General features: G+C 70.1%; 18 protein-coding genes. 15 read left to right on the top strand and 3 right to left on the bottom strand.

Annotated elements, in window-relative coordinates; translation table 11 throughout:
• A partial coding sequence (locus HMPREF0321_RS02140; protein ID WP_006943847.1) for a sensor histidine kinase occupies nt 1-788 on the top strand: 788 nt, incomplete at its 5' end.
• A 264-nt stretch (nt 789-1,052) separates the two neighbouring features.
• Here the strand turns inward: HMPREF0321_RS02140 and HMPREF0321_RS02145 are convergent.
• A complete protein-coding gene (locus HMPREF0321_RS02145) occupies nt 1,053-1,301 on the bottom strand; it encodes a WhiB family transcriptional regulator (protein ID WP_006943843.1) in 249 nt (82 codons plus the stop codon).
• A 225-nt stretch (nt 1,302-1,526) separates the two neighbouring features.
• On the opposite strand from HMPREF0321_RS02145, the gene HMPREF0321_RS14600 reads away from it, so the two are divergent.
• The gene (locus tag HMPREF0321_RS14600) at nt 1,527-1,958 is read left to right on the top strand and encodes a hypothetical protein (protein ID WP_006943863.1); all 432 of its coding nucleotides are present in this window, start codon (nt 1,527-1,529) and stop codon (nt 1,956-1,958) included.
• Here HMPREF0321_RS14600 and HMPREF0321_RS02155 read toward each other — a convergent pair.
• Both HMPREF0321_RS02155 and HMPREF0321_RS02160 read right to left on the bottom strand, forming a co-directional pair.
• Nucleotides 1,922-2,782 (bottom strand): hypothetical protein, encoded by an 861-nt coding sequence (locus HMPREF0321_RS02155; protein ID WP_006943849.1) that lies wholly within the window; start codon nt 2,780-2,782, stop codon nt 1,922-1,924. The two genes, HMPREF0321_RS14600 and HMPREF0321_RS02155, sit on opposite strands and share 37 nt — an antisense overlap.
• A gap of 12 nt (nt 2,783-2,794) precedes the next feature.
• Nucleotides 2,795-6,322: an FtsK/SpoIIIE domain-containing protein gene (locus tag HMPREF0321_RS02160; protein ID WP_006943856.1), complete on the bottom strand. Its 3,528-nt coding sequence runs from the start codon at nt 6,320-6,322 to the stop codon at nt 2,795-2,797.
• A gap of 183 nt (nt 6,323-6,505) precedes the next feature.
• Here HMPREF0321_RS02160 and HMPREF0321_RS02165 point away from each other — a divergent pair, with 183 nt between their 5' ends.
• From HMPREF0321_RS02165 to HMPREF0321_RS02225, 13 genes are all read left to right on the top strand, one after another.
• The gene (locus HMPREF0321_RS02165) at nt 6,506-7,735 is read left to right on the top strand and encodes a CpaF family protein (RefSeq protein WP_006943851.1); all 1,230 of its coding nucleotides are present in this window, start codon (nt 6,506-6,508) and stop codon (nt 7,733-7,735) included.
• Nucleotides 7,732-8,604 (top strand): type II secretion system F family protein, encoded by an 873-nt coding sequence (locus tag HMPREF0321_RS02170; protein WP_006943852.1) that lies wholly within the window; start codon nt 7,732-7,734, stop codon nt 8,602-8,604. The genes HMPREF0321_RS02165 and HMPREF0321_RS02170 overlap by 4 nt, the downstream gene beginning before the upstream one ends.
• Entirely contained in the window at nt 8,601-9,488 is an 888-nt protein-coding gene (locus HMPREF0321_RS02175) for a type II secretion system F family protein (protein ID WP_006943844.1), read from the top strand. The genes HMPREF0321_RS02170 and HMPREF0321_RS02175 overlap by 4 nt, the downstream gene beginning before the upstream one ends.
• Before the next feature lie 60 nt (nt 9,489-9,548).
• On the top strand, nt 9,549-9,770 hold the full coding sequence (locus HMPREF0321_RS02180) for a hypothetical protein (RefSeq protein WP_006943854.1): 222 nt from the start codon (nt 9,549-9,551) through the stop codon (nt 9,768-9,770).
• A 17-nt stretch (nt 9,771-9,787) separates the two neighbouring features.
• Entirely contained in the window at nt 9,788-10,180 is a 393-nt protein-coding gene (locus HMPREF0321_RS02185) for a TadE/TadG family type IV pilus assembly protein (RefSeq protein WP_006943860.1), read from the top strand.
• Nucleotides 10,177-10,719 carry a pilus assembly protein gene (locus HMPREF0321_RS02190; RefSeq protein WP_131941297.1) on the top strand — a complete coding sequence of 181 codons (543 nt, stop codon included), beginning with the start codon at nt 10,177-10,179 and terminating at the stop codon, nt 10,717-10,719. Before HMPREF0321_RS02185 ends, HMPREF0321_RS02190 begins: the two co-directional genes overlap by 4 nt.
• A 95-nt stretch (nt 10,720-10,814) precedes the next feature.
• On the top strand, nt 10,815-11,258 hold the full coding sequence (locus HMPREF0321_RS02195; protein WP_006943841.1) for a hypothetical protein: 444 nt from the start codon (nt 10,815-10,817) through the stop codon (nt 11,256-11,258).
• A gap of 53 nt (nt 11,259-11,311) precedes the next feature.
• Entirely contained in the window at nt 11,312-12,424 is a 1,113-nt protein-coding gene (prfB, locus tag HMPREF0321_RS02200) for a peptide chain release factor 2 (protein WP_006943864.1), read from the top strand.
• Between the two features lie 56 nt (nt 12,425-12,480).
• Entirely contained in the window at nt 12,481-13,332 is an 852-nt protein-coding gene (gene ftsE / locus HMPREF0321_RS02205; RefSeq protein ID WP_006943862.1) for a cell division ATP-binding protein FtsE, read from the top strand.
• A complete protein-coding gene (gene ftsX, locus HMPREF0321_RS02210) occupies nt 13,329-14,240 on the top strand; it encodes a permease-like cell division protein FtsX (RefSeq protein ID WP_006943840.1) in 912 nt (303 codons plus the stop codon). The genes ftsE and ftsX overlap by 4 nt, the downstream gene beginning before the upstream one ends.
• Nucleotides 14,241-14,242: 2 nt before the next feature.
• Entirely contained in the window at nt 14,243-15,475 is a 1,233-nt protein-coding gene (locus tag HMPREF0321_RS14605) for a M23 family metallopeptidase (protein WP_006943861.1), read from the top strand.
• Between the two features lie 94 nt (nt 15,476-15,569).
• Nucleotides 15,570-16,046, top strand: coding sequence for an SsrA-binding protein SmpB (gene smpB / locus HMPREF0321_RS02220; protein WP_006943848.1), 477 nt, complete (start codon nt 15,570-15,572; stop codon nt 16,044-16,046).
• Nucleotides 16,047-16,114: 68 nt separating this feature from the next.
• Nucleotides 16,115-17,989 carry a DUF2207 domain-containing protein gene (locus HMPREF0321_RS02225; RefSeq protein WP_006943850.1) on the top strand — a complete coding sequence of 625 codons (1,875 nt, stop codon included), beginning with the start codon at nt 16,115-16,117 and terminating at the stop codon, nt 17,987-17,989.
• The last annotated feature ends 108 nt before the right edge of the window (nt 17,990-18,097 follow it).

An 18,097-nucleotide genomic window follows, 5' to 3' on the forward strand; every position in this document is an offset into this window, starting at 1 on the left:
GCTCGGCCGCCGTCATGGTGCGTGCCGTGCCGCTCGTGGCCGGCGGACGCCGCCTCGGCGCGGCGCTGCTGCTGCGCGACATCACCGAGCTGCGCCGTCGCGACCGCGAACTGCTGACGAAGGACGCGACGATCCGCGAGATCCATCACCGCGTCAAGAACAACCTGCAGACGGTGGCCGCGGTGCTGCGCCTGCAGGCGCGCCGGCTGCCCGACGAGGAGGCCCGTCAGGCCCTCGCCGACGCGGGGCGCCGTGTCGGCGTCATCGCCGCGGTTCACGAGTCGCTCAGCGAGGGCTTCGGTGGCACGGTCGACTTCGACGACGTCGCTGCCCGCGGCCTCGCCTCGAGCATCGACGTGGCCCGCCGCTCGGACGCCTCGGTGGCCTCCCACCTCGACGGCTCCTTCGGTGTGCTCTCGAGCGAGGACGCGACGTCCCTCGCGATGGTCCTCGGCGAGCTCGTGCAGAACGCCGTCGAGCACGGCCTCGGGGACGCCGGCGGCAACGTCACCGTACGGGCACGTCGCGACGGCGACCGGCTCGACGTCCACGTGATCGACGACGGCCGCGGCTACGAGCGCGGAGGTGCGCCCGGCGGCGAGCATGGCGGTACCGGCCTGGACGCGCCGACAGGTGCGTCAGCACGCGTGCGCAGCGGGCTCGGGACGCAGATCGTCACGACGTTCGTCGAGGATCTGCACGGCGAGATCGCCTGGCATCGCCTCGAGGGCGGCGGCACCGACGCGCACTTCAGCGCCCGTCTGCGTCCAGTCCCTGCGTCGAACTGACCTACGTCAGCCGCGCCCCAAGTCATCGATTCTCAACCATTACCCGGTGCGCGAATCCCGTCCCCATCGACGATTTTCGTCTACCTTCGCGAATCCCGTCCCCATCGGCGATGTTCGTGCCCATGTGCGATCATCGGTCACAGTCGCTCATCGCCGTGTTCACCCGCCGGCGCGCAGATCCCAGCACCAGCAGCCGGGCCCGGACATGACAGAACTGGCGGTCACACCCAGGGTGTGCCGCCAGTCGTCGACGCGGGGCTCAGGTCAGCTGGCGCGGCGGGCGCGGGCGTTGCGGCGCTTGAGAGCGCGACGCTCGTCTTCCGAGAGGCCGCCCCAGACGCCTGCATCCTGACCGGATTCGAGAGCCCACTTCAGGCAGGTGTCGATCACTTCGCAGCGTCGGCACACAGCCTTGGCGTCTTCGATCTGCTGCAGGGCAGGGCCGGTATTGCCGATCGGGAAGAAAAGCTCCGGGTCCTCGTCCAGGCACGCAGCGCGATTGCGCCAATCCATGTGGCTTGCTCCTTGATGTCTCCGCTGAAACCGGCGGGGTCGGTTCGAACGCTGCCGGGGTGCCGGCGTGTCCACAGTGCGACGCTGGGACGCGCTGCGGAGGTGTTCCGTTATAGGTTCACACCTGGCGCGGGCGAGCACAAGGGGTTTGCCCGAACTTTTTGTGTGCTTATGTGAGCTTTTGCTCACACGATGTTCGTAAATGTCGCGGCGTAAGGTGGAAGCGTGGACACCACCCGCTCGACGTCATCGATCCCCGCTCCCACCTGGAAGGGCTCGCGCGCCCATTGGCTCGCCGCCGCTACGGGCACGGCGATCTCGGCGGCCGCCATCCTCGTCATGGCCGTCATGTCGGTCGTGAGCGCCGTCACCGGATCGGCCAGCACGACGACGCGCGCCCTCACGGAGGCGGCCATGCTCGTCGTCCTCGGGGGAGCGGTGCTGGCCCTCGTCGTCGGCCTGGTGCGTGCCAAGTCACTGGTCAAGACCCCGACGCTGCTGTGGAACGCCATGCTCGTGCCGATCGGCTTCAGCCTCATGGACGGCGGTGCCGCCGCGCTCGGCATCGCGACCGTCGTCGTTGCTGTGGCTACGTTCGTCGTCGCGCTGCCGCTACCGCGCTACGAGGCGGACGTCGAGGACGGCGCGGCGCTCTGAGAGCCGGCGGGTGACGTCGGGGGACTCGCCGAGCCGCGGGACGTCGCAGAACTCGTCGCGCTCGACGACGCACCCGCATCCTTCGTCGACTCACCGGTTCGCAGCTTCGCGCCGAGCAGGTCGAGGAGCGCGGGCACGGTCTTCGTCGTGTACGCGCGGCGCGAATCGGCGTGCGAGTCGGCCAGCGTCGAGAAACCGATGCCGGAGAAACGAACGACCGCCGCAGCCTCCCCCGTGCGCACGAGCGCATAGGTCGTCGTCCCGTCGGTGAAGGAATCGCTGACGCCGTGCGCGCCCTCGCCGTAGAACGTGTAGAGACCGCGGTTGGCCTGGGCGCGCTTCTCGTGCAGGGCCTTGTCACGCTTCCAGGCGGCCTCGACGTCCTTCCACTCGCCGGTGTGCGGCAGCGCGACGACGAAGTGGCTGCGGTCGTCAGAGGGTTCACCGGCGATGTTCAACTCGAGCGTGTCGTCGCTGCCGCTCACCCCGTCGAGGTGCGGGATGATCGGCGCGAGCTCGCCGCGGGTGAACAGTGACGTCGCGTCGGGCACGGAGGACGGGTCGACCGTCTTGCCGTCGAGGCGTAGCTGCAGCGGTTTGTCGACGTGCGTCGACCCAGCGGCGGCCGACGAGGAGGCAGATCCCGACGACGAGGCGCTGGGCGACGCGCCCGTGGTCGCGGACGACGGCGTCGCAGCGGACGTGCTCGTCGCCGCGGTGGGGGAGGAGGCCGGCGACGTCTCGGCCGAACCGGTCGTCGCGACGACGACGGGCAGGGCGGCGACGACGAGGCCGGCGACGGCGATCTTGGCGCGGGTGGACATGCCTCAAGCCTGTCACATCGTGGCCCGCACGTTCGGCTGAGGTTCGTGCCGCAGGTGAACCTGGTGGCCGTGGGGCAGGACGAGCGCGCGCCCGGGCGGCATCGACGCCGGGATCTGAGCGGGACGCAGTCCTGCGAGTGAGTACTCCGTCGCGTCGTTCTGGCGCAGCACCAGCCTGACGTCGAGCAGCGCGCTGAGCTTCGAGGCGAGCACCTGCCGACCACCCGTGACGATGAACGTGTGTCCGTGACGGTGGCCTTCGCCGATGCGTTTCAGCAGGTCTTCGACGGCCAGGCCGTGGTTGATACGCAGCAGCGTCGCGTGCAGGTCCTCCCATCCATCGATGACGACGACGCTCGCCGGCCCCGCGGGGTGCGCCTCGGCGAGGTGCGTGAGCAGGCGGATGACGGCGTCCGCGTCGTCGGATGCGACGTGGACGTCGGCCGCGATCGGGTCGGTGGGGCCGACCCACCACGTCGATGCTGTGCGAGTCGTCGCGCCCGCGGCCGAACCGCACACCGCCGCCCGGGCGAGCGCCGCGGCGGCGTTCGTGCGTCCGCTGCGAGGGGCTCCCGCCAGGCCGACGTGCACTCCGGCCGGCACGGTGACGGCGGGTTGGCTCTGCGCACCGGGCAGGTCGGCGATGCCGACGACGTGCGCCAGACCGTCGTCCGTCGCAAACGCGTCGGCTGCTTCCGCGCGATCATGCCCGTCGCTCGAAGACGATGCGCCGAAGAGGGATTCGCTCCTGTCGCACACCGCCGTGTTCGAGTGAGGCGCCGGCGTCGGTCGCTCGCCCGTCAGTGCGTCGAGACCGACGACGATCTTCGTCTCGGCGAGAAGTTCGTCGACATTCTCGGGCAGCGGCGGCAGCACGGGTCGGTGGATCGGTGGGAGCTGGTGTGCGGCGGCGAGGGCCTCGTCGACGAACATCGCGAGGTCGCTGCGGGCGCTCGTCCGTCCGGGGCGGCAGGCATCACATCCGTCGCGCAGTTCGTCCAGCCCCGAGGCAGTCACGACCGTGGGGTGGACGTGCACTGCCGCGGTGGTGCCGAGCTCGCGCGGCGCACCGCTGTAGGCGCTCTGGAACTCGACGGGAGCCTCACCGGCCGTCGCGAGGTACCCGCGCCCGGGGGTGCGGGCGGAGATGCGGGAGGCCAGGGGCGAGTCGATGACGTCGATGCTGTCGGAGCGTTCACGCACCCGCAGCGCGACGCGGACGTCGAGGTTGGCGCGCATGTCGGCGCTGACGGCGCCGCCGGGGCGTTGCGTCGCGAGGATGACGTGCATGCCGAGTGACCGTCCCACAGCCGCCAGACGCACCAAACCGGCGACGAAATCGGGCAGTTCGTCTGCGAGCACGCGGAATTCGTCGACGACGACGAAGAACCGCGGCAACGCTAGGTGGGCAGGCGCGGCGGCGAGATAGTCACGGTAGGAGGTCAGCCCGTGACGCCCGAGCAGATGCTCGCGGCGCCCGATCTCGGCGCGCAACGCCGTCAGAGCACGGGTCGCGAGACCATGGTCGAGGTCGGTGACGACGCCGACGACGTGCGGCGCCCGCGCGAGCGGGCCGAACGTCGCACCTCCCTTGTAGTCGATGAGCAGCGCGTTCACGTGCTCGGGGGAGTTGAGCGTGAACAGCCCGCGCAGGTACGTGAGCAGAAACTCGGACTTGCCCGATCCCGTCGTGCCCGCGACGAGGGCGTGTGGCCCGGTGCGGGCGAGGTCGAGCGTCATGATGCCGTCGTGATCGTGGCCGATCGGCACGTTCGTGCTCGGGGTGCGCCACGCGCCGGCCACGTCGGACGGCAGCAGGGCAGCGCTCGTCGAGGCGCGCAGCGGCGCGCTATTGCCACCGGTGGCGCCCGCAGCCCAGCGGCGGTGCAGCCGCATGACAGCGGGAAACCACGTCTCACCCGGGCTGTCGAGGGTGAACGTGTGCCCGCCCGGCAGGCGGGCGGCGCGGTGTCCCGCGGCGCACGTGACGTGGACCGTCGCGGCCAATGTCGTCACGCCCGTCTCGATGCTGGGTGGCTGCGCAGCCCCCACCCAGACGACGGCCGCGCCGGCGATGACGAGGCGTCGCGCGAGGCGCGTGGCGTCGGCGCTGCCGGCTTCGAGCACGACGAGGGGGAGGTCGTCACTGCCGGGGCGACGCACCCCGTCGTCGAGTCGTGCGAGGAGGGTCTCCGGCACGCTCGTGTGGACGTGAACACGCGCCGAATCGAGCGCCCAGGCCCAGCGTCGCGACGCCGCTTGCCGGGTGACGACGACGGGCGGGGCGTCAGTCGGATCGTGCAGGACGGCGAGTTGCGCGACGACGAGTTCGAGGACTTGCGGTGTCGTAGCCGCATCGGCGTCGAGATGGACGAGGCCGCCCGGCGCCACGACGAGGGTGACGGGTGCCTCGCTGAGCCCGAGCGGGTGGCTCGAGCCGTTGCGGGCGAGGCGGTGTGCGGATTGCGCGTCACCGTACCCGAGACGCAGCAGACGTGCGCTCGGCCCGCGTCGCAGGCCGAGCCCGTCGCGGGAGCCGGCGGCGACGGCGAGCAATTGGTCGGGGCTCGGCGCCAGGCGCGCGAGAGTGACGACTTCCGCGTCGAGCGCATCAGCGACGCGGCGGCCGACGTCCTGCACTTCGCGCGCATGGTCGCGGGCTGCGCTGCGCCCACCTCGACGTCCGCGACGGCGGTCGTCGAGGTGCGTGGCCACCATGACGAGCGGGCCAACGAGCATGAAGCACAACATGTACGCCGCGTGCATGACGATCGCGAGAACCAGTGCGACGGGCACCGGGGCGAGCACCGCGATCCAGCGCAGCGGCACCCGACGTGGGGGTGTCCGGGCCGCGGGCCACTCGAACGTCCGCGCTTCGGGCAGACAGTTCGACGTCCCGGCGCGCAGGGCTGAGCCGGCGTTTGCAGGGGCGGCACTCATGGGGTCGGTTTCCGCAGGTTTGATGCCGGAGAGATCGGACCCCGCAAGGTCAGGAGGTGCTGGCTCAGCACTCGCCAGGTCGAGACGCAGCACGCTGGCGCCGAGACGCACTGATTCGCCCACACGCCAGGGGTGGCCCACGTGCGGTTGGAGGCACGCCCCGCGGCTCGTCACGCCGTTGCTGCTGCCGAGGTCGGTGATCGTCACCTGCCCGCGCGCGACGCTGACGAGGGCGTGTCGACGTGAAGCGAGGGGATCGTCGCCGAGCAGGTGATGGTGGCGTCCGAGGGTGACGTGGCCGGCGGCGAGGGGGAGCGCACTGCCCTGATGCGGGCCGCTCGCGCTGACGAGCGTCAGGATGGCCGCGTGCGCTTCCTCGTCCGGGCGGCGGGGTGGTTCGAGCAGCGCACCGTCGACGAGCGGTGCTCGGCCGAGGACGTCGTCGTCACGGATCGCTCGACCGTCGTGCGTCGGCGCGTAGGGCAGGTCGAGTGCGGGGCGGATCGCGGCGAAGGGTGTGCCGTCGGGGGCATCGACGACGATCGGGTCGCTGGGGGAGCCGTCAGCGGTGACGACGGCCAGGCGGATGCTGGTGCTCACCTGTCCAGCCTGCGGCCTGCGACGTCGCGCCGTCGGAACTGATCTGCACCTGTGGACAACGCTCTTGCCGGAGCCAGAACGGGTGCTTTGGTAAAACTTTGGTAAGAGTTTTTCCGAAACCCCCTTCGGCCCCGCGCGGCCTCTTTGATGGCTCCTGAGAGCAGGCATCGAAGAGGAGAGACGATGACGATCACGCTCATCGAGGACGAGGTGCGCGAGCAGTTGCGCGCCAAGGCCATCGACCCAGGAGCCGACCCCGAGGCGGTGCGTGGCGTCATCGCCGACGTCGTCGCCGCGACGGAGGTCGCCCGCGCCCGGGCGGGTCTGCCCGCGTCGTCGCGTTCGACGAGCGAGGCGAAGGCCGTGTTCGACGCCGTCGCGGGCTACGGGCCGCTGCAGGAGTACCTCGACGACCCCAGCGTCGAGGAAATTTGGTTGAACGAACCCGCGCGGGTCTTCGTCGCGCGCTCCGGGGTCTCCGAACTGACGCCGACGATCCTGACTCATGACCAGATCCGCGTTCTCGTCGAACGAATGCTGCGCACGTCGGGGCGGCGTCTCGACCTCAGCTCGCCCTTCGTCGATGCCTCGCTCCCGGACGGCTCGCGCCTTCACGTCGCGATTCCGGACGTGACCCGCGAGTACTGGGCGATCAACATTCGAAAATTCGTCGCGACGAGTCATTCGATGGACGAGCTCGTCAACCGCGGGTCACTGTCGCCGGGGTTGGCGGCCATCCTCGCGGCGTGCGTCAAGGCAGGGCTCAACGTCCTCGTCTCCGGTCAGACGCAGGCCGGAAAAACGACGATGTTGAACTGCCTCGCGAGTGCCATTCCGCAGACCGAGCGCGTCATCACGTGCGAGGAGGTCTTCGAGGTGCAGCTCGCGGCGCGTGACTGGGTCGCGCTCCAGTGCCGTCAGCCCAACCTCGAGGGTTCGGGCGAGGTGACGCTGCGCATGCTCGTCAAAGAGGCGCTGCGCATGCGGCCGTCGCGACTCGTCGTGGGGGAGGTTCGTCAGGCCGAGTCGCTCGACCTGTTGCTCGCACTCAACTCGGGTCTGCCGGGTCTCGCAACGCTGCACGCCAACTCGGCCCGCGAGGCGCTCACGAAACTCTGCACGTTACCGCTGCTCGCGGGCCCCAACATCTCGCCCTCGTTCGTCGTCCCGACGGTCGCGTCGGCGATCGACGTCGTCGTCCACCTCGGCCTCGATCGGCACGGGCGACGCTCCGTGCGCGAGGTCGTGCGCGTCACCGGACGAGTCGAGGGCGACACCGTCGAGACGATCCCGCTGTTCACCGAGGGCCAGGTCGGTTTCCCGCGCCTGTTGCCCGCGCTCGACGGAGAGGTTCGCTTCGCTCGCGCCGGCATCGACGTCGCCGCTCTCGCCGCCGAGGTGAACGCCGCGTGACGCGCCTGCTCAGCGCCGCCGCCGTCGGCACCGCCCTACTGCTCATGTGGCGGGCGATGACGTCCCCGGCTCCGCCGCGCCCCCTTCATGGTCTGCGCCGCAGCCGCCGGTACGCCGCGGTGCGTGAACTGCTCGACCAGTCCGGGCTCGTCACCTGGCGCGTGCGCACTCTCGTCGCCGCGTGCCTGGGCGCGGCGACCGTGGCCTTCTGCCTCGGCTTCGTCATCACCGGCGTGCCAGCCCTCGCCGTGGTCCTCGCGTGCGTCGGTGGTTGGGCACCTGCAGCATTCGTCCGGGGCCGGGCGACGAGCCTGCGCCGCCGCCGGCGTGAGGCCTGGCCCGATGCCGTCGACCATGTCGCCTCCGCCGTCCGCGCCGGCCTGTCGATCCCCGAAGCGCTGCGCCAACTGTCGTTGCACGGCCCGGAGGTGCTGCGTGAGGACTTCGCCGCCTTCGCCCGTCACGACGCGGCGCACGGCCGGTTCGACGACTCGCTCGACGTCCTCAAGGCCCGCCTTGCCGACCCGGCCGCCGATCGGCTCATCGAGTCGCTGCGCCTCGCCCGCAACGTCGGCGGCAGCGACGTCGGTCGCCTGCTTCGCACCCTCAGCTCCTTCCTGCGTGAGGACGCCTCGACGCGCGCCGAACTCGCCGCCAAGCAGAGCTGGACGGTGAGCGCGGCACGGTTGGCGCTCGCCGCACCGTGGCTCGCGTTGTGCGTCGTCGGTTTCCGCGGTGAGGGGCTGGCGGCCTACCGCACACCGCAGGGGGTGCTCGTGCTCGTCGCCGGGGCGCTCGTGTCGTGGATCGCGTACGTCGCGATGAAGGCCATCGGGCGTCTGCCTCACGAGGAACGGGTCATGCGATGACGACGCCAGCCGCGCTGTCGGCCGCCGCCATCGGGCTGGGGCTCGCACTGGTCGGCATCTGGGTGGCGCGCCCGCGCGTCAGCGTGCTCGAGCAGCGTCTCGAGGCAATGCTCGCCGTAGACTCACCCGCCGCCGCGCCGCGTCGCGGTCTCGACGCCGTCGCGGCGGCCCTGGCGCGCCTGCTCGGGCGGGTCCTGGGCGGCGCCGATCACGTGCGCTCCCGGATGGAGCGCGCGGGCCTCGTCCCGGACGTCGACACGTTCCGCACGAGCCAGGCCCTGTGGGCGATGACGGGCTTCGCCGGCGCGGCGTGCATCGTCCTCGTCACGGGCAACTCGACGCGCGGACCGCTGTCTGCCTCGGCGCTCGTGCTGCTCGCTGCCGGGTTCGGTGTCGTGCTGCGCGATCAGCAGCTCACCCGGCTCGCCGAGAGGCGCGAGGCCCGCATGATCGTCGAGTTCCCCGCGATCGCCGACATGCTCGCCCTCGCCGTCGCCGCCGGCCAGGGCCCGCTCGGCGCGCTCGAACACGTCACGACTCTGTGCCGCGGCCCCCTCGCCGAGGAACTGCGCACCGCCCTCGAGCAGGCGCGCGCCGGTACTCCGTTGTCCGACGCGCTGGCCGGCGTCGCGCGGCGTACGAGCGTCGTCAGCGTGGCGCGCTTCGTCGAGGGCGTCATCGTCGCACTCGAGCGTGGCACGCCACTCGCCGACGTCCTGCGCGCGCAGGCCCAGGACGCGCGCGAGAGCGTGCGCACCGAGCTCGTCGAGAAAGCCGGCCGCAAGGAGGTCGTCATGATGGCGCCCGTCGTCTTCCTCGTCCTGCCCGTCACGGTGCTGTTCGCCGTGTACCCCGGGCTCGCAGCTCTCGATCTGACGCTGTGATGCCTCCCCACGACTCCCGCGAACGCTCGCGGGCCACACCCCGACGAAAGGTCACCTCCCATGAACCGCATCCTCAGTGCCCGCTCTGCTCTGCGACGACGCGTCGCGCTCACCCTCCGACCGGTGAACGGGACGGACAGCGACGGCGAGCGCGGCGACGTGCCGGGCTGGGTGCTCGTCACGCTCATGACGGCGGGCCTCGTCACGCTGTTGTGGCAGACGGCCGGGCCGCTGCTGCAGACGATGTTCACGAGCGCCATGAGCAAGGTCTCCGGCGGCTGAACCGCATCACGGCCGCGATGCGCTTCCGGGTCGCGTGGCGGGACGAGCGCGGATCCGCGGTCGCCGAGAACGCGATGACGAGCGTCGTCATCGTCGCCGTCTTCCTGCTCGTGTGCCAGTTCGCCTACGCCGCGCACGTGCGGTCGTCGCTGACGATGGCGGCGGCCGAAGCGGCCCGCGCGGGCGCTCGCGTCGATGGAGGCGTCGACGCCGCTCAGGCGAAGGCACGCGACCTGCTCGCCGAGGGTGGCGGCCGGCACGCACGCGTGAGCGCCGGGTCGACGAGCGAGGCGGGCGTCGCGGTCATGCGCGTCGACATCACCGCCCAGGTGCCCGTGCTCGGCCCGTTCGGCGTCGGACTCGACCTGCACACCAGCGGGCGAGCCGTCATCGAGGACCGCGGCCCATGAGGGCCCGTCGAGACGTGGCCGCCGCGGCCCAAGGTGCGGGCCGCCTGGGACGAAGCCCCGGTGGTCCTGACCAGGCTGGCGAAGAAGGCGGCGTAGCGGACACGAGAGGTCATGGCCTCGATGCGGACGAAGGGTCGGCGCTCGTCGAGGCGATCGTCGTCATCGCGGTGTTGTTGTTGCCGCTGCTGTGGGTCGCGACGTCTCTCGTCCGTGTCGAGGCGGCGTCGTTCGCGGTGCGCTCGGCGGCCCGTGAGGCGGCGCGCACATACGTGACGGCGCCCTCTTCGGGCGCGGGCAGCGTGCGCGCGAATGTCGCGGCGCGGCTCGCGTTCGAGGATCAGCGCAGCCCCGTCGGCACGGCGACGATCACCTGCACGGCGAGCCCGTGCCTGACGCCCGGCGCTCAGGTCAGTGCGACGGCGCGCACGAGCGTCGGCCTGCCGTTCGTGCCGCGATGGCTCAGCGGACCCGCGGGGCTCGAGATCCACCTGAGCTCTCGGCACGTCGAGAAGGTCGAACAGTACGGAGGGCAACGGTGACTCCCGCACCTGACGCGTGCGCCACGAGGCGTGACGCCCTCAGCGGACCCCTGCGCCACATGCTGGCGAGGCTCAGACAGCTCGCCTCGTCCCTCGTGAACCGAACGCGCGCCGACGACGGCGGGATCGCCCTGCTCGGCATCGGGCTGTGTGCGTGCGTCGTCATGCTGCTGCTCGGCGGTATCTGCGTGCACACGGCGCAGGTGGCGCGCGTCGACGTCCTCGACGCCGCCGACCACGCGGGCGCCGCAGCCGCCGACCGCATCTCGGTCGCGCATGCCTACGCTCACGGCGTCGAGGCGCCGCAGCTCGATGCGGCATCGGTGCGCGCCGAGGCGCAGGCGGCGCTGTCCGCCACCGAGCGCCCGGCGCACGTCACGTCGTGGAGCCTGACGTCGGCGAGCGTCGACGGCAAGGATCTCGTGCTCGCCGTCGCGGCCGTCGTCGACCCGCCGGCGGTCGGGGGAGCGCTGTCTGCGCTCGGTGCACCGATCACCGTTCACGTCACCACGCGGGCCGAAGCGCACTTCGAACGATGAGTGTTCACTCGCCGGTTGGGGCGCGGCCCGTCACAGGCGATACTCTGGAAGGCGTGGCTGTCGACTTTCCCAACGAAATCAAGAACCTGCGCACGACGATGGCGTCGGTGCGCGAGGTGCTCGACCTCGAGAAGCTGAAGAAGCAGATCGTCGACCTCGAGGAGCAGTCCGCGGCCCCCGATCTGTGGGACGACCCGGATGCGGCGCAGAAGATCACCTCCGCGCTGTCGCGCGCGAACGCCGAGAACGACCGCGTTGAGAACATGGACGCGGCGATCGACGACCTCGAGGTGCTCGTCGAGATGGGCACCGAGGAGAACGACGCCGACACCCTCGCCGAGGCCGAGCGCGAACTGAAGAAGCTGCAGAAGGCCGTCGGCGAACTCGAGGTGCGCACCCTGCTCAACGGCGAGTTCGACGAGCGCGAGGCCGTCGTCACGATCCGCGCCGGCGCCGGTGGCGTCGACGCCGCCGACTTCGCCGAGATGCTCATGCGCATGTACCTGCGCTGGGCCGAGCGTCACGGCTACCCGACGAAGGTCATGGACACCTCCTACGCCGAAGAGGCGGGCCTCAAGTCCGTCACGTTCGAGGTCAACGTGCCCTACGCGTTCGGCAACCTGTCGGTCGAGGCCGGCACGCACCGTCTCGTGCGCATCTCGCCGTTCGACAACCAGGGCCGACGTCAGACGTCGTTCGCCGCCGTCGAGGTCGTGCCGCTCATCGAGACGACCGACACGATCGAGATCCCCGAGAACGAGCTGAAGATCGACGTGTTCCGCTCCTCGGGCCCCGGTGGCCAGAGCGTCAACACGACCGACTCGGCTGTTCGCATGACGCACATCCCGACCGGCACCGTCGTGTCGATGCAGAACGAGAAGAGCCAGATCCAGAACCGCGCCGCCGCGCTGCGCGTCATGCAGTCCCGCCTGCTGCTGCTCAAGAAGCAGGAGGAGGACGCGCAGAAGAAGGAACTCGCCGGCGACATCAAGGCGAGTTGGGGCGACCAGATGCGCTCCTACGTCCTGCACCCCTACCAGATGGTCAAGGATCTGCGCACCGAGTACGAGGTCGGCAACACCTCCGGCGTGTTCGACGGGGACATCGACGGGTTCATCGAGGCCGGCATCCGCTGGAAGCGCGCCGCCGCCCGCGACGCCGAGTGACACCGGCTCACACGCGGGGTAGGTAGCGAGCACGCATCGAGCACGGCGGGGGAGCCATGATTCGTTTCGACCATGTGAGTCTGACGTACGGCAGAAAGCTGTCGCCTGCGCTCGACGACGTCAGCTTCGACATCGAGCGCGGAGAGTTCGTCTTCCTCGTCGGCCAGTCCGGCTCGGGCAAGAGCTCGCTCATGCGTCTCATGACGCACGAGGTGACGGCGACGTCCGGCCAGATCCACATCGCCGGGCGAGACCTCATGACGATGCCGCGCCGCAAGGTGCCGTCGCTGCGCCGCGACATCGGCGTCGTTTTCCAGGATTTCCGGCTGCTCGAGAACAAGACGGTCGCCGAGAACGTCGCGTTCGTCCTCGAGATCCTCGGCTGGCGTCGGGGCGCGGTGCGCACGGCCGTGCCCGAGGCGCTCGAACTCGTCGGCCTCGCCGAGAAGTCGCGCCGCTTCCCGCACGAACTCTCCGGCGGTGAGCAGCAGCGCGTCGCCATCGCGCGCGCCGTCGTCAAGCAGCCCGCCATCCTGCTCGCAGACGAACCGACCGGCAACCTCGACCCCGAGAACTCCGAAGAGGTCGTCGGCGTGCTCGACCGCGTCAACCGCACGAGCACGACGCTCGTCATGGCAACGCACGACAACTCGCTCGTCGACCGCCTGCAGCGGCGCGTCATCGAGATGAGCGACGGCCGTCTCGTGCGCGACTCGACCGGCGGCTACCGCTCCGAGGCCACCTCACGACGCTCCGGCGCGCGCCGCCTCGACGCCGTCGCAGAACAGGACGGCCACGACAGTCACGACGCCCACGACGATCCGTCAGCTCTCGACGGCACGACCACCGCAATCCCGGGCGCCCGCGCCACGCGCCGGGGGCGCGACATCACGGGAGCTGCGTCGTGAACCTGCGTTTCCTCGCCTCCGAGGTCGCTCAGGGGGTGCGTCGCAACACCTCGATGATCGCCTCGGTCGTACTCGTGTCGATGGTGTCGATGATCTTCGTCGGTGCCGGGCTGCTCGCGCAGCGTCAGGTCGACGCCGCCAAGGGCGATTGGTACGACAAGGTCCACGCGTTCGTGTTCCTGTGCACCGACTCCGACACGGGCGTCGCCTCGTGCGCCGGCGGCAAGGCGAGCGCAGCGCAGACCGAGACGGTGCGCATCAACCTGACGAACCTCGCGCCGCTCGTCACGAGGGTCGACTACAGGACGAGCGAGCAGGCCGTCGCGATGTTCCGCGAGCAGTACCACGACTCGCCGTACGTCAGCAGCGTCGACGCGTCGTCGATGCCCGCATTCTTCGAGGTGCGCCTCGACGACCCACGGCGTTTCGACGAGATAGCGAGCGGATTCACCGGCATGCCGGGCGTCGCGCACGTGAGCAACCTGCACGAGGTGCTCGCACCGTTCTTCTCGTTCCTCACGATGCTCGGCGTCGGCTCGGCCATCATCGCGACGCTCATGGTCGTGTGCTGCGTGCTGCTCATGGTGACGACGATCCGGCAGGTGGCGTTCACGCGGCGCCGGCAGGTCGGCATCATGCGCCTCGTCGGTGCCTCGAGCGCGACGATCTACCTGCCGTTCGTGGCCGAGGTGCTGCTCGCCTCGCTCGTCGGCGCGACCCTTGCCTCGGCCATGCTGTGGGCGATGGTCCACTTCGGCGTGAGCAGCCTCGCCGGCTCCGGGGGCGGCTTCGTCAACCTCGTCGGGGACGACGACGTCCTCGCCGTCGTGCCGTGGCTGTACCTCGGCGCGCTCCTGCTCGCGATCGTCACGTCGTGGCTCACGCTGCGTCGCTACCTCAAGGTGTGACGGTGGCGCCCACCAAATCCCGTCGCCGACTCTGCGCCGCAGCCCTCGCCGGGACCTGCGCGCTCGGTGTCGCGTCCGGGTCGAGCCACGCCGTCGGTGACGACGTCGACGACAAGATCAAGAACAGCAAGTCCGAGATCGACGACATCTCGAAGTCGCTCGCCGACGCCGACGCGACGCTGACGAAGACGAACAAGGCCGTCGCGGCCGCCGACAAGAAGGCAAAGGACGCGAAGAGCGCCCTGACGAAGGCCCAGCAGAAGCAGCGTGACGCCGCGTCCGACTACGACGTCGCCAAGGCCGACGAGGACGCCTCGCGCACCGCCCTCGCGACGAACCGCGCCGACCAGGCGAAGGCACGCACCGAGGTCGGTGGCCTCGCGCGCAACGCGTTCGAGACGGGCGGGCTCGGCGACCTCACGTTCACCATCGAGGTGCTCACCTCGAACTCGGGTGTCTCCGGGTCGATGGCGCTCGCCGACATCGTCATGCGCCGCCAGCAGGGCGTCATCACGAATCTCAAGAGCTCGGCCGCAGCCGGGCAGAGCGAGGCGACACGTCTCGCGGAGATCCGGCGTCGTGCGAGCCTGGCGAAGACGAAGCAGGACGCCGCCGTCACCGCCGCGAGCACGGCGAAGACTGACGCCGACACCGCCGAGGCGAGTCTCGTGGCGTTGCAGAAGACGCAGAAGGACGACAAGAAGAAGCTCGAGGCCGAGAAGAAGAAGGAGGAGGCGAAGCTCGCGGCGTTGCAGGCTGAGAGCACGCGCCTGAAGAACGTCACGACGACGAGCAAGGATGTCGACACCAGCGTCCACGACGTGCCGCAGGGCACCGGTTTCCTCGCCTCCCCGGGCCCGATCTCGAGCATCGTGTCGGGCTACGGCTACCGCTTCCACCCCGTCCTCAAGATCGACAAGCTGCACGAGGGCGACGACTTCCCGTTCGCGTGCGGCACGCCCGTCTATGCCGCGGGTGACGGCACCGTCATCGAGGCGAACTACAACGACGTCTCCGGCAATCACGTCTACATCAGCCACGGAACCGTCAACGGTGCGCAGCTGACGAGCGCCTACATGCACTTCACGTCCCTGTCGGTCAGCGTCGGGCAGAAGGTCAAGAAGGGCCAGCAGATCGGGGTCTCCGGGATGACGGGGCGCGTCACCGGCTGCCACCTGCACTTCGAGACCCGCGAGAATGGTGTGGCCGTCAACCCGCTGAAGTGGATAAAGTGACAGCTTCGGAAATGCCCGGCATGCCTGCGATGTTGTCTTCACCGACGTCGACCACGCCGAACGCGACCGCATCGAAGCAGAAGGGGGTGAGCCCATGCCGAAGGAACACGGCACGAAGGTGATCGCCAACAACAAGAAGGCGCGCCACGACTACCACATCGAGGAAACGCTCGAGGCCGGGCTGTCCCTCATGGGCACCGAGGTGAAGAGCCTGCGCATGGGGCGCGCGTCCCTCGTCGACGGTTACGTGCTCGAGCGCGACGGTGAGATGTGGCTCGAGAACGTCCACATCCCCGAGTACCTCCAGGGCACGTGGACGAACCACTCCGCGCGTCGGCGACGCAAGCTGCTGCTGCACAAGGCCGAGATCCTCAAGCTCGCGAACAAGGCGCAGTCGAAGGGGTACACCATCGTGCCGCTGTCGCTGTATTTCAAGGACGGGCGCGCGAAGGTCGAGATCGCCCTCGCGCGAGGCAAGCAACTGCACGACAAGCGCCAGACGCTGCGCGAGCGTCAGGACAACCTCGAGGCGCAGCGCGAGATGCAGGTACGCCTCAAGCGCGGCGGCTGAGAACCGAGCGAGCGCGCCGGTTGACCCGCCGGCACGCCCCCGCCTCGCCCACGTGGCAAGGTAGGGGCATGAGTCGTCTCAGGGGAGCACCTACACCGTCGGCCCGCACCGCACTCGGCGCCGCCGCCGTCGCGCTCGTCGCCATGAGCGCAGCGCCCGCTCAGGCCGCGAGCAACGACAACATCCGCATCACGAACTACGACATCCGCTACGACGTGGGCGCCGACGGTGGCGTCGACGTCACGGAGAATCTCGACGTCCGCTTCAGCGACAGCAGTCATCACGGGCTCGATCGCATCGTCATCACCGGCCAGGGCGTGAGCGACACCCAGCACCGTGAGTACCCGATGACGAACGTCTCCGTCACCTCCTCGACGGGAGCGCCGACGCAGCTGCAGCGCTCCCGTGACGGCGGCGCTGAGCGGTTGCGCATCGGCAGCCCGAACCGCACCGTGTACGGCACGCAGCACTACACGCTCAAGTACCACCTCGCCGGTGTTGTCAACAAGCAGTCGAACTCGTCGACCGAGTTCTTGATCAACGCGACGGGCAACGACTGGAAGATCCCGATCGACACCGCGCGTGTCACCGTCAAGGGCCCGGGCGCCGTCTCTCGGGCCAAGTGCTGGTACGGCGAGAAGAACTCGAAGCAGGAGTGCAGGGCGACGCCGGGGACGGAGGCGTCGTTCTCGGCGAACAACGTCGGCAACGGGCGCGGCATGACGATCGACGCCGACCTGCCGACGTCGGTGTTCACGAACACCGCCCCCATCCTCAAGGACGGCTCGGCCGAGGACGCGTTCGGCGTCAACGGGCCGCTGACGTCTTCGCAGCGCCAGGCCGTCAACATCGGCGGCGGGGCTCTGGCGGCGGCACTCGCCGGGCTCGGCGGGCTGTGGTTCGTCCGCGACCGTCGGCGCAACGCCGACGAGCGCTACAGCGGAATCGCACCCGGTCAGCTCCCCGCGCCCGGCCAGGAGGTACCGGTCGAGCGGACCGGTGACCCGGAGGTCGCCGTGCGCTTCGAGCCGCCCAACGACGCCACCGCGGGCCTTGCGGGCCTCGTCATCGACCGTCGCGCCGACAACCGTGACGTCGCGGGCACCATCGTCGACCTCGCGGTGCGCGGGTACCTGCGCATGGAACAGGTCGACAAGAGCGACTGGCTGCTCATCTCGAACCCGCAGCCCCCTGCCGGTGATCTGCTGGCCTACGAGGCGGACCTACTCAACGCGCTGTTCTCCGACGGCTCGCAGGTGTACCTGTCCGATCTGAAGAACCACTTCGCGGGCCACCTGGCGAACGCGAAGGAGGGCATCGAGGACGAGGCCGTCGCGCGCGGCTGGTTCAAGCAGCGCCCCAGCACGAGTGAGGCCGGGGCCAAGGGCCTCGCGAGCCTGTTCGCAGTGCTCGCCGTCGTCTCGTTCTTCGTCGCGAACCACTTCCACCTCAACGGCTTCCTGTTCGGTGCGGGTTTCGCGATCGTCGCCGTCCTCGCGCTCGTGCGTTCGAAGAACGCTGCCGCGCGCACGCCCGTCGGCTCGGCGGTGTACGACCAGACGCGCGGGTTCGAGCTGTATCTCAAGACGGCTGAGGCGAAGCAGATCAAGTTCGAGGAAGCCGAGCAGATCTTCAGCCGCTACATGCCGTACGCGGTCGTGCTCGGTCTCGCCGACCGCTGGGCGAAGGTCTTCGGCCAGGTCGCCGCTGCCGCGCAGGCGCAGGGCTACCCGATGGTCATGCCCTACTGGTACGTGCCGTACGGCGGCTTCGGCGGCGGTTTCGGGGGCTTCGACAACTTCGGCGCCTCGATGGAGGCCTTCAGCGACGCGGCGTCGTCCGCGTTGTCGTCCACGCCCGGTTCGAGCGGCGGTAGCGGCTTCTCCGGCGGGGGAGGCTTCTCCGGCGGCGGCATCAGCGGTGGTGGTGGCGGGGGCTGGTGAGCCGGCCCGCCTGAACGACGCCGAAAGGGGCGCCCGTCTCGACTCGAGACGGGCGCCCCTTTCGCATGCGCCGCACGACCTGACGGGCCCGAGCGGAGGCCGCGAGCC

Source organism: Dermacoccus sp. Ellin185, from assembly GCF_000152185.1.
Taxonomy (GTDB): Bacteria; Actinomycetota; Actinomycetes; order Actinomycetales; family Dermatophilaceae; genus Dermacoccus; species Dermacoccus nishinomiyaensis.

Bases quoted from the DNA above. Each gene is read 5' to 3' on its own strand.
- smpB (WP_006943848.1), top strand. From the start codon at position 15,570: ATGCCGAAGGAACACGGCACGAAGGTGATCGCCAACAACAAGAAGGCG.
- HMPREF0321_RS02225 (WP_006943850.1), top strand. From the start codon at position 16,115: ATGAGTCGTCTCAGGGGAGCACCTACACCGTCGGCCCGCACCGCACTC.
- HMPREF0321_RS02175 (WP_006943844.1), top strand. From the start codon at position 8,601: ATGACGACGCCAGCCGCGCTGTCGGCCGCCGCCATCGGGCTGGGGCTC.
- HMPREF0321_RS02180 (WP_006943854.1), top strand. From the start codon at position 9,549: ATGAACCGCATCCTCAGTGCCCGCTCTGCTCTGCGACGACGCGTCGCG.
- ftsE (WP_006943862.1), top strand. From the start codon at position 12,481: ATGATTCGTTTCGACCATGTGAGTCTGACGTACGGCAGAAAGCTGTCG.
- HMPREF0321_RS02190 (WP_131941297.1), top strand. From the start codon at position 10,177: ATGAGGGCCCGTCGAGACGTGGCCGCCGCGGCCCAAGGTGCGGGCCGC.
- HMPREF0321_RS02185 (WP_006943860.1), top strand. From the start codon at position 9,788: ATGCGCTTCCGGGTCGCGTGGCGGGACGAGCGCGGATCCGCGGTCGCC.
- HMPREF0321_RS02165 (WP_006943851.1), top strand. From the start codon at position 6,506: ATGACGATCACGCTCATCGAGGACGAGGTGCGCGAGCAGTTGCGCGCC.
- HMPREF0321_RS02145 (WP_006943843.1), bottom strand. From the start codon at position 1,301: ATGGATTGGCGCAATCGCGCTGCGTGCCTGGACGAGGACCCGGAGCTT.
- HMPREF0321_RS02155 (WP_006943849.1), bottom strand. From the start codon at position 2,782: ATGTCCACCCGCGCCAAGATCGCCGTCGCCGGCCTCGTCGTCGCCGCC.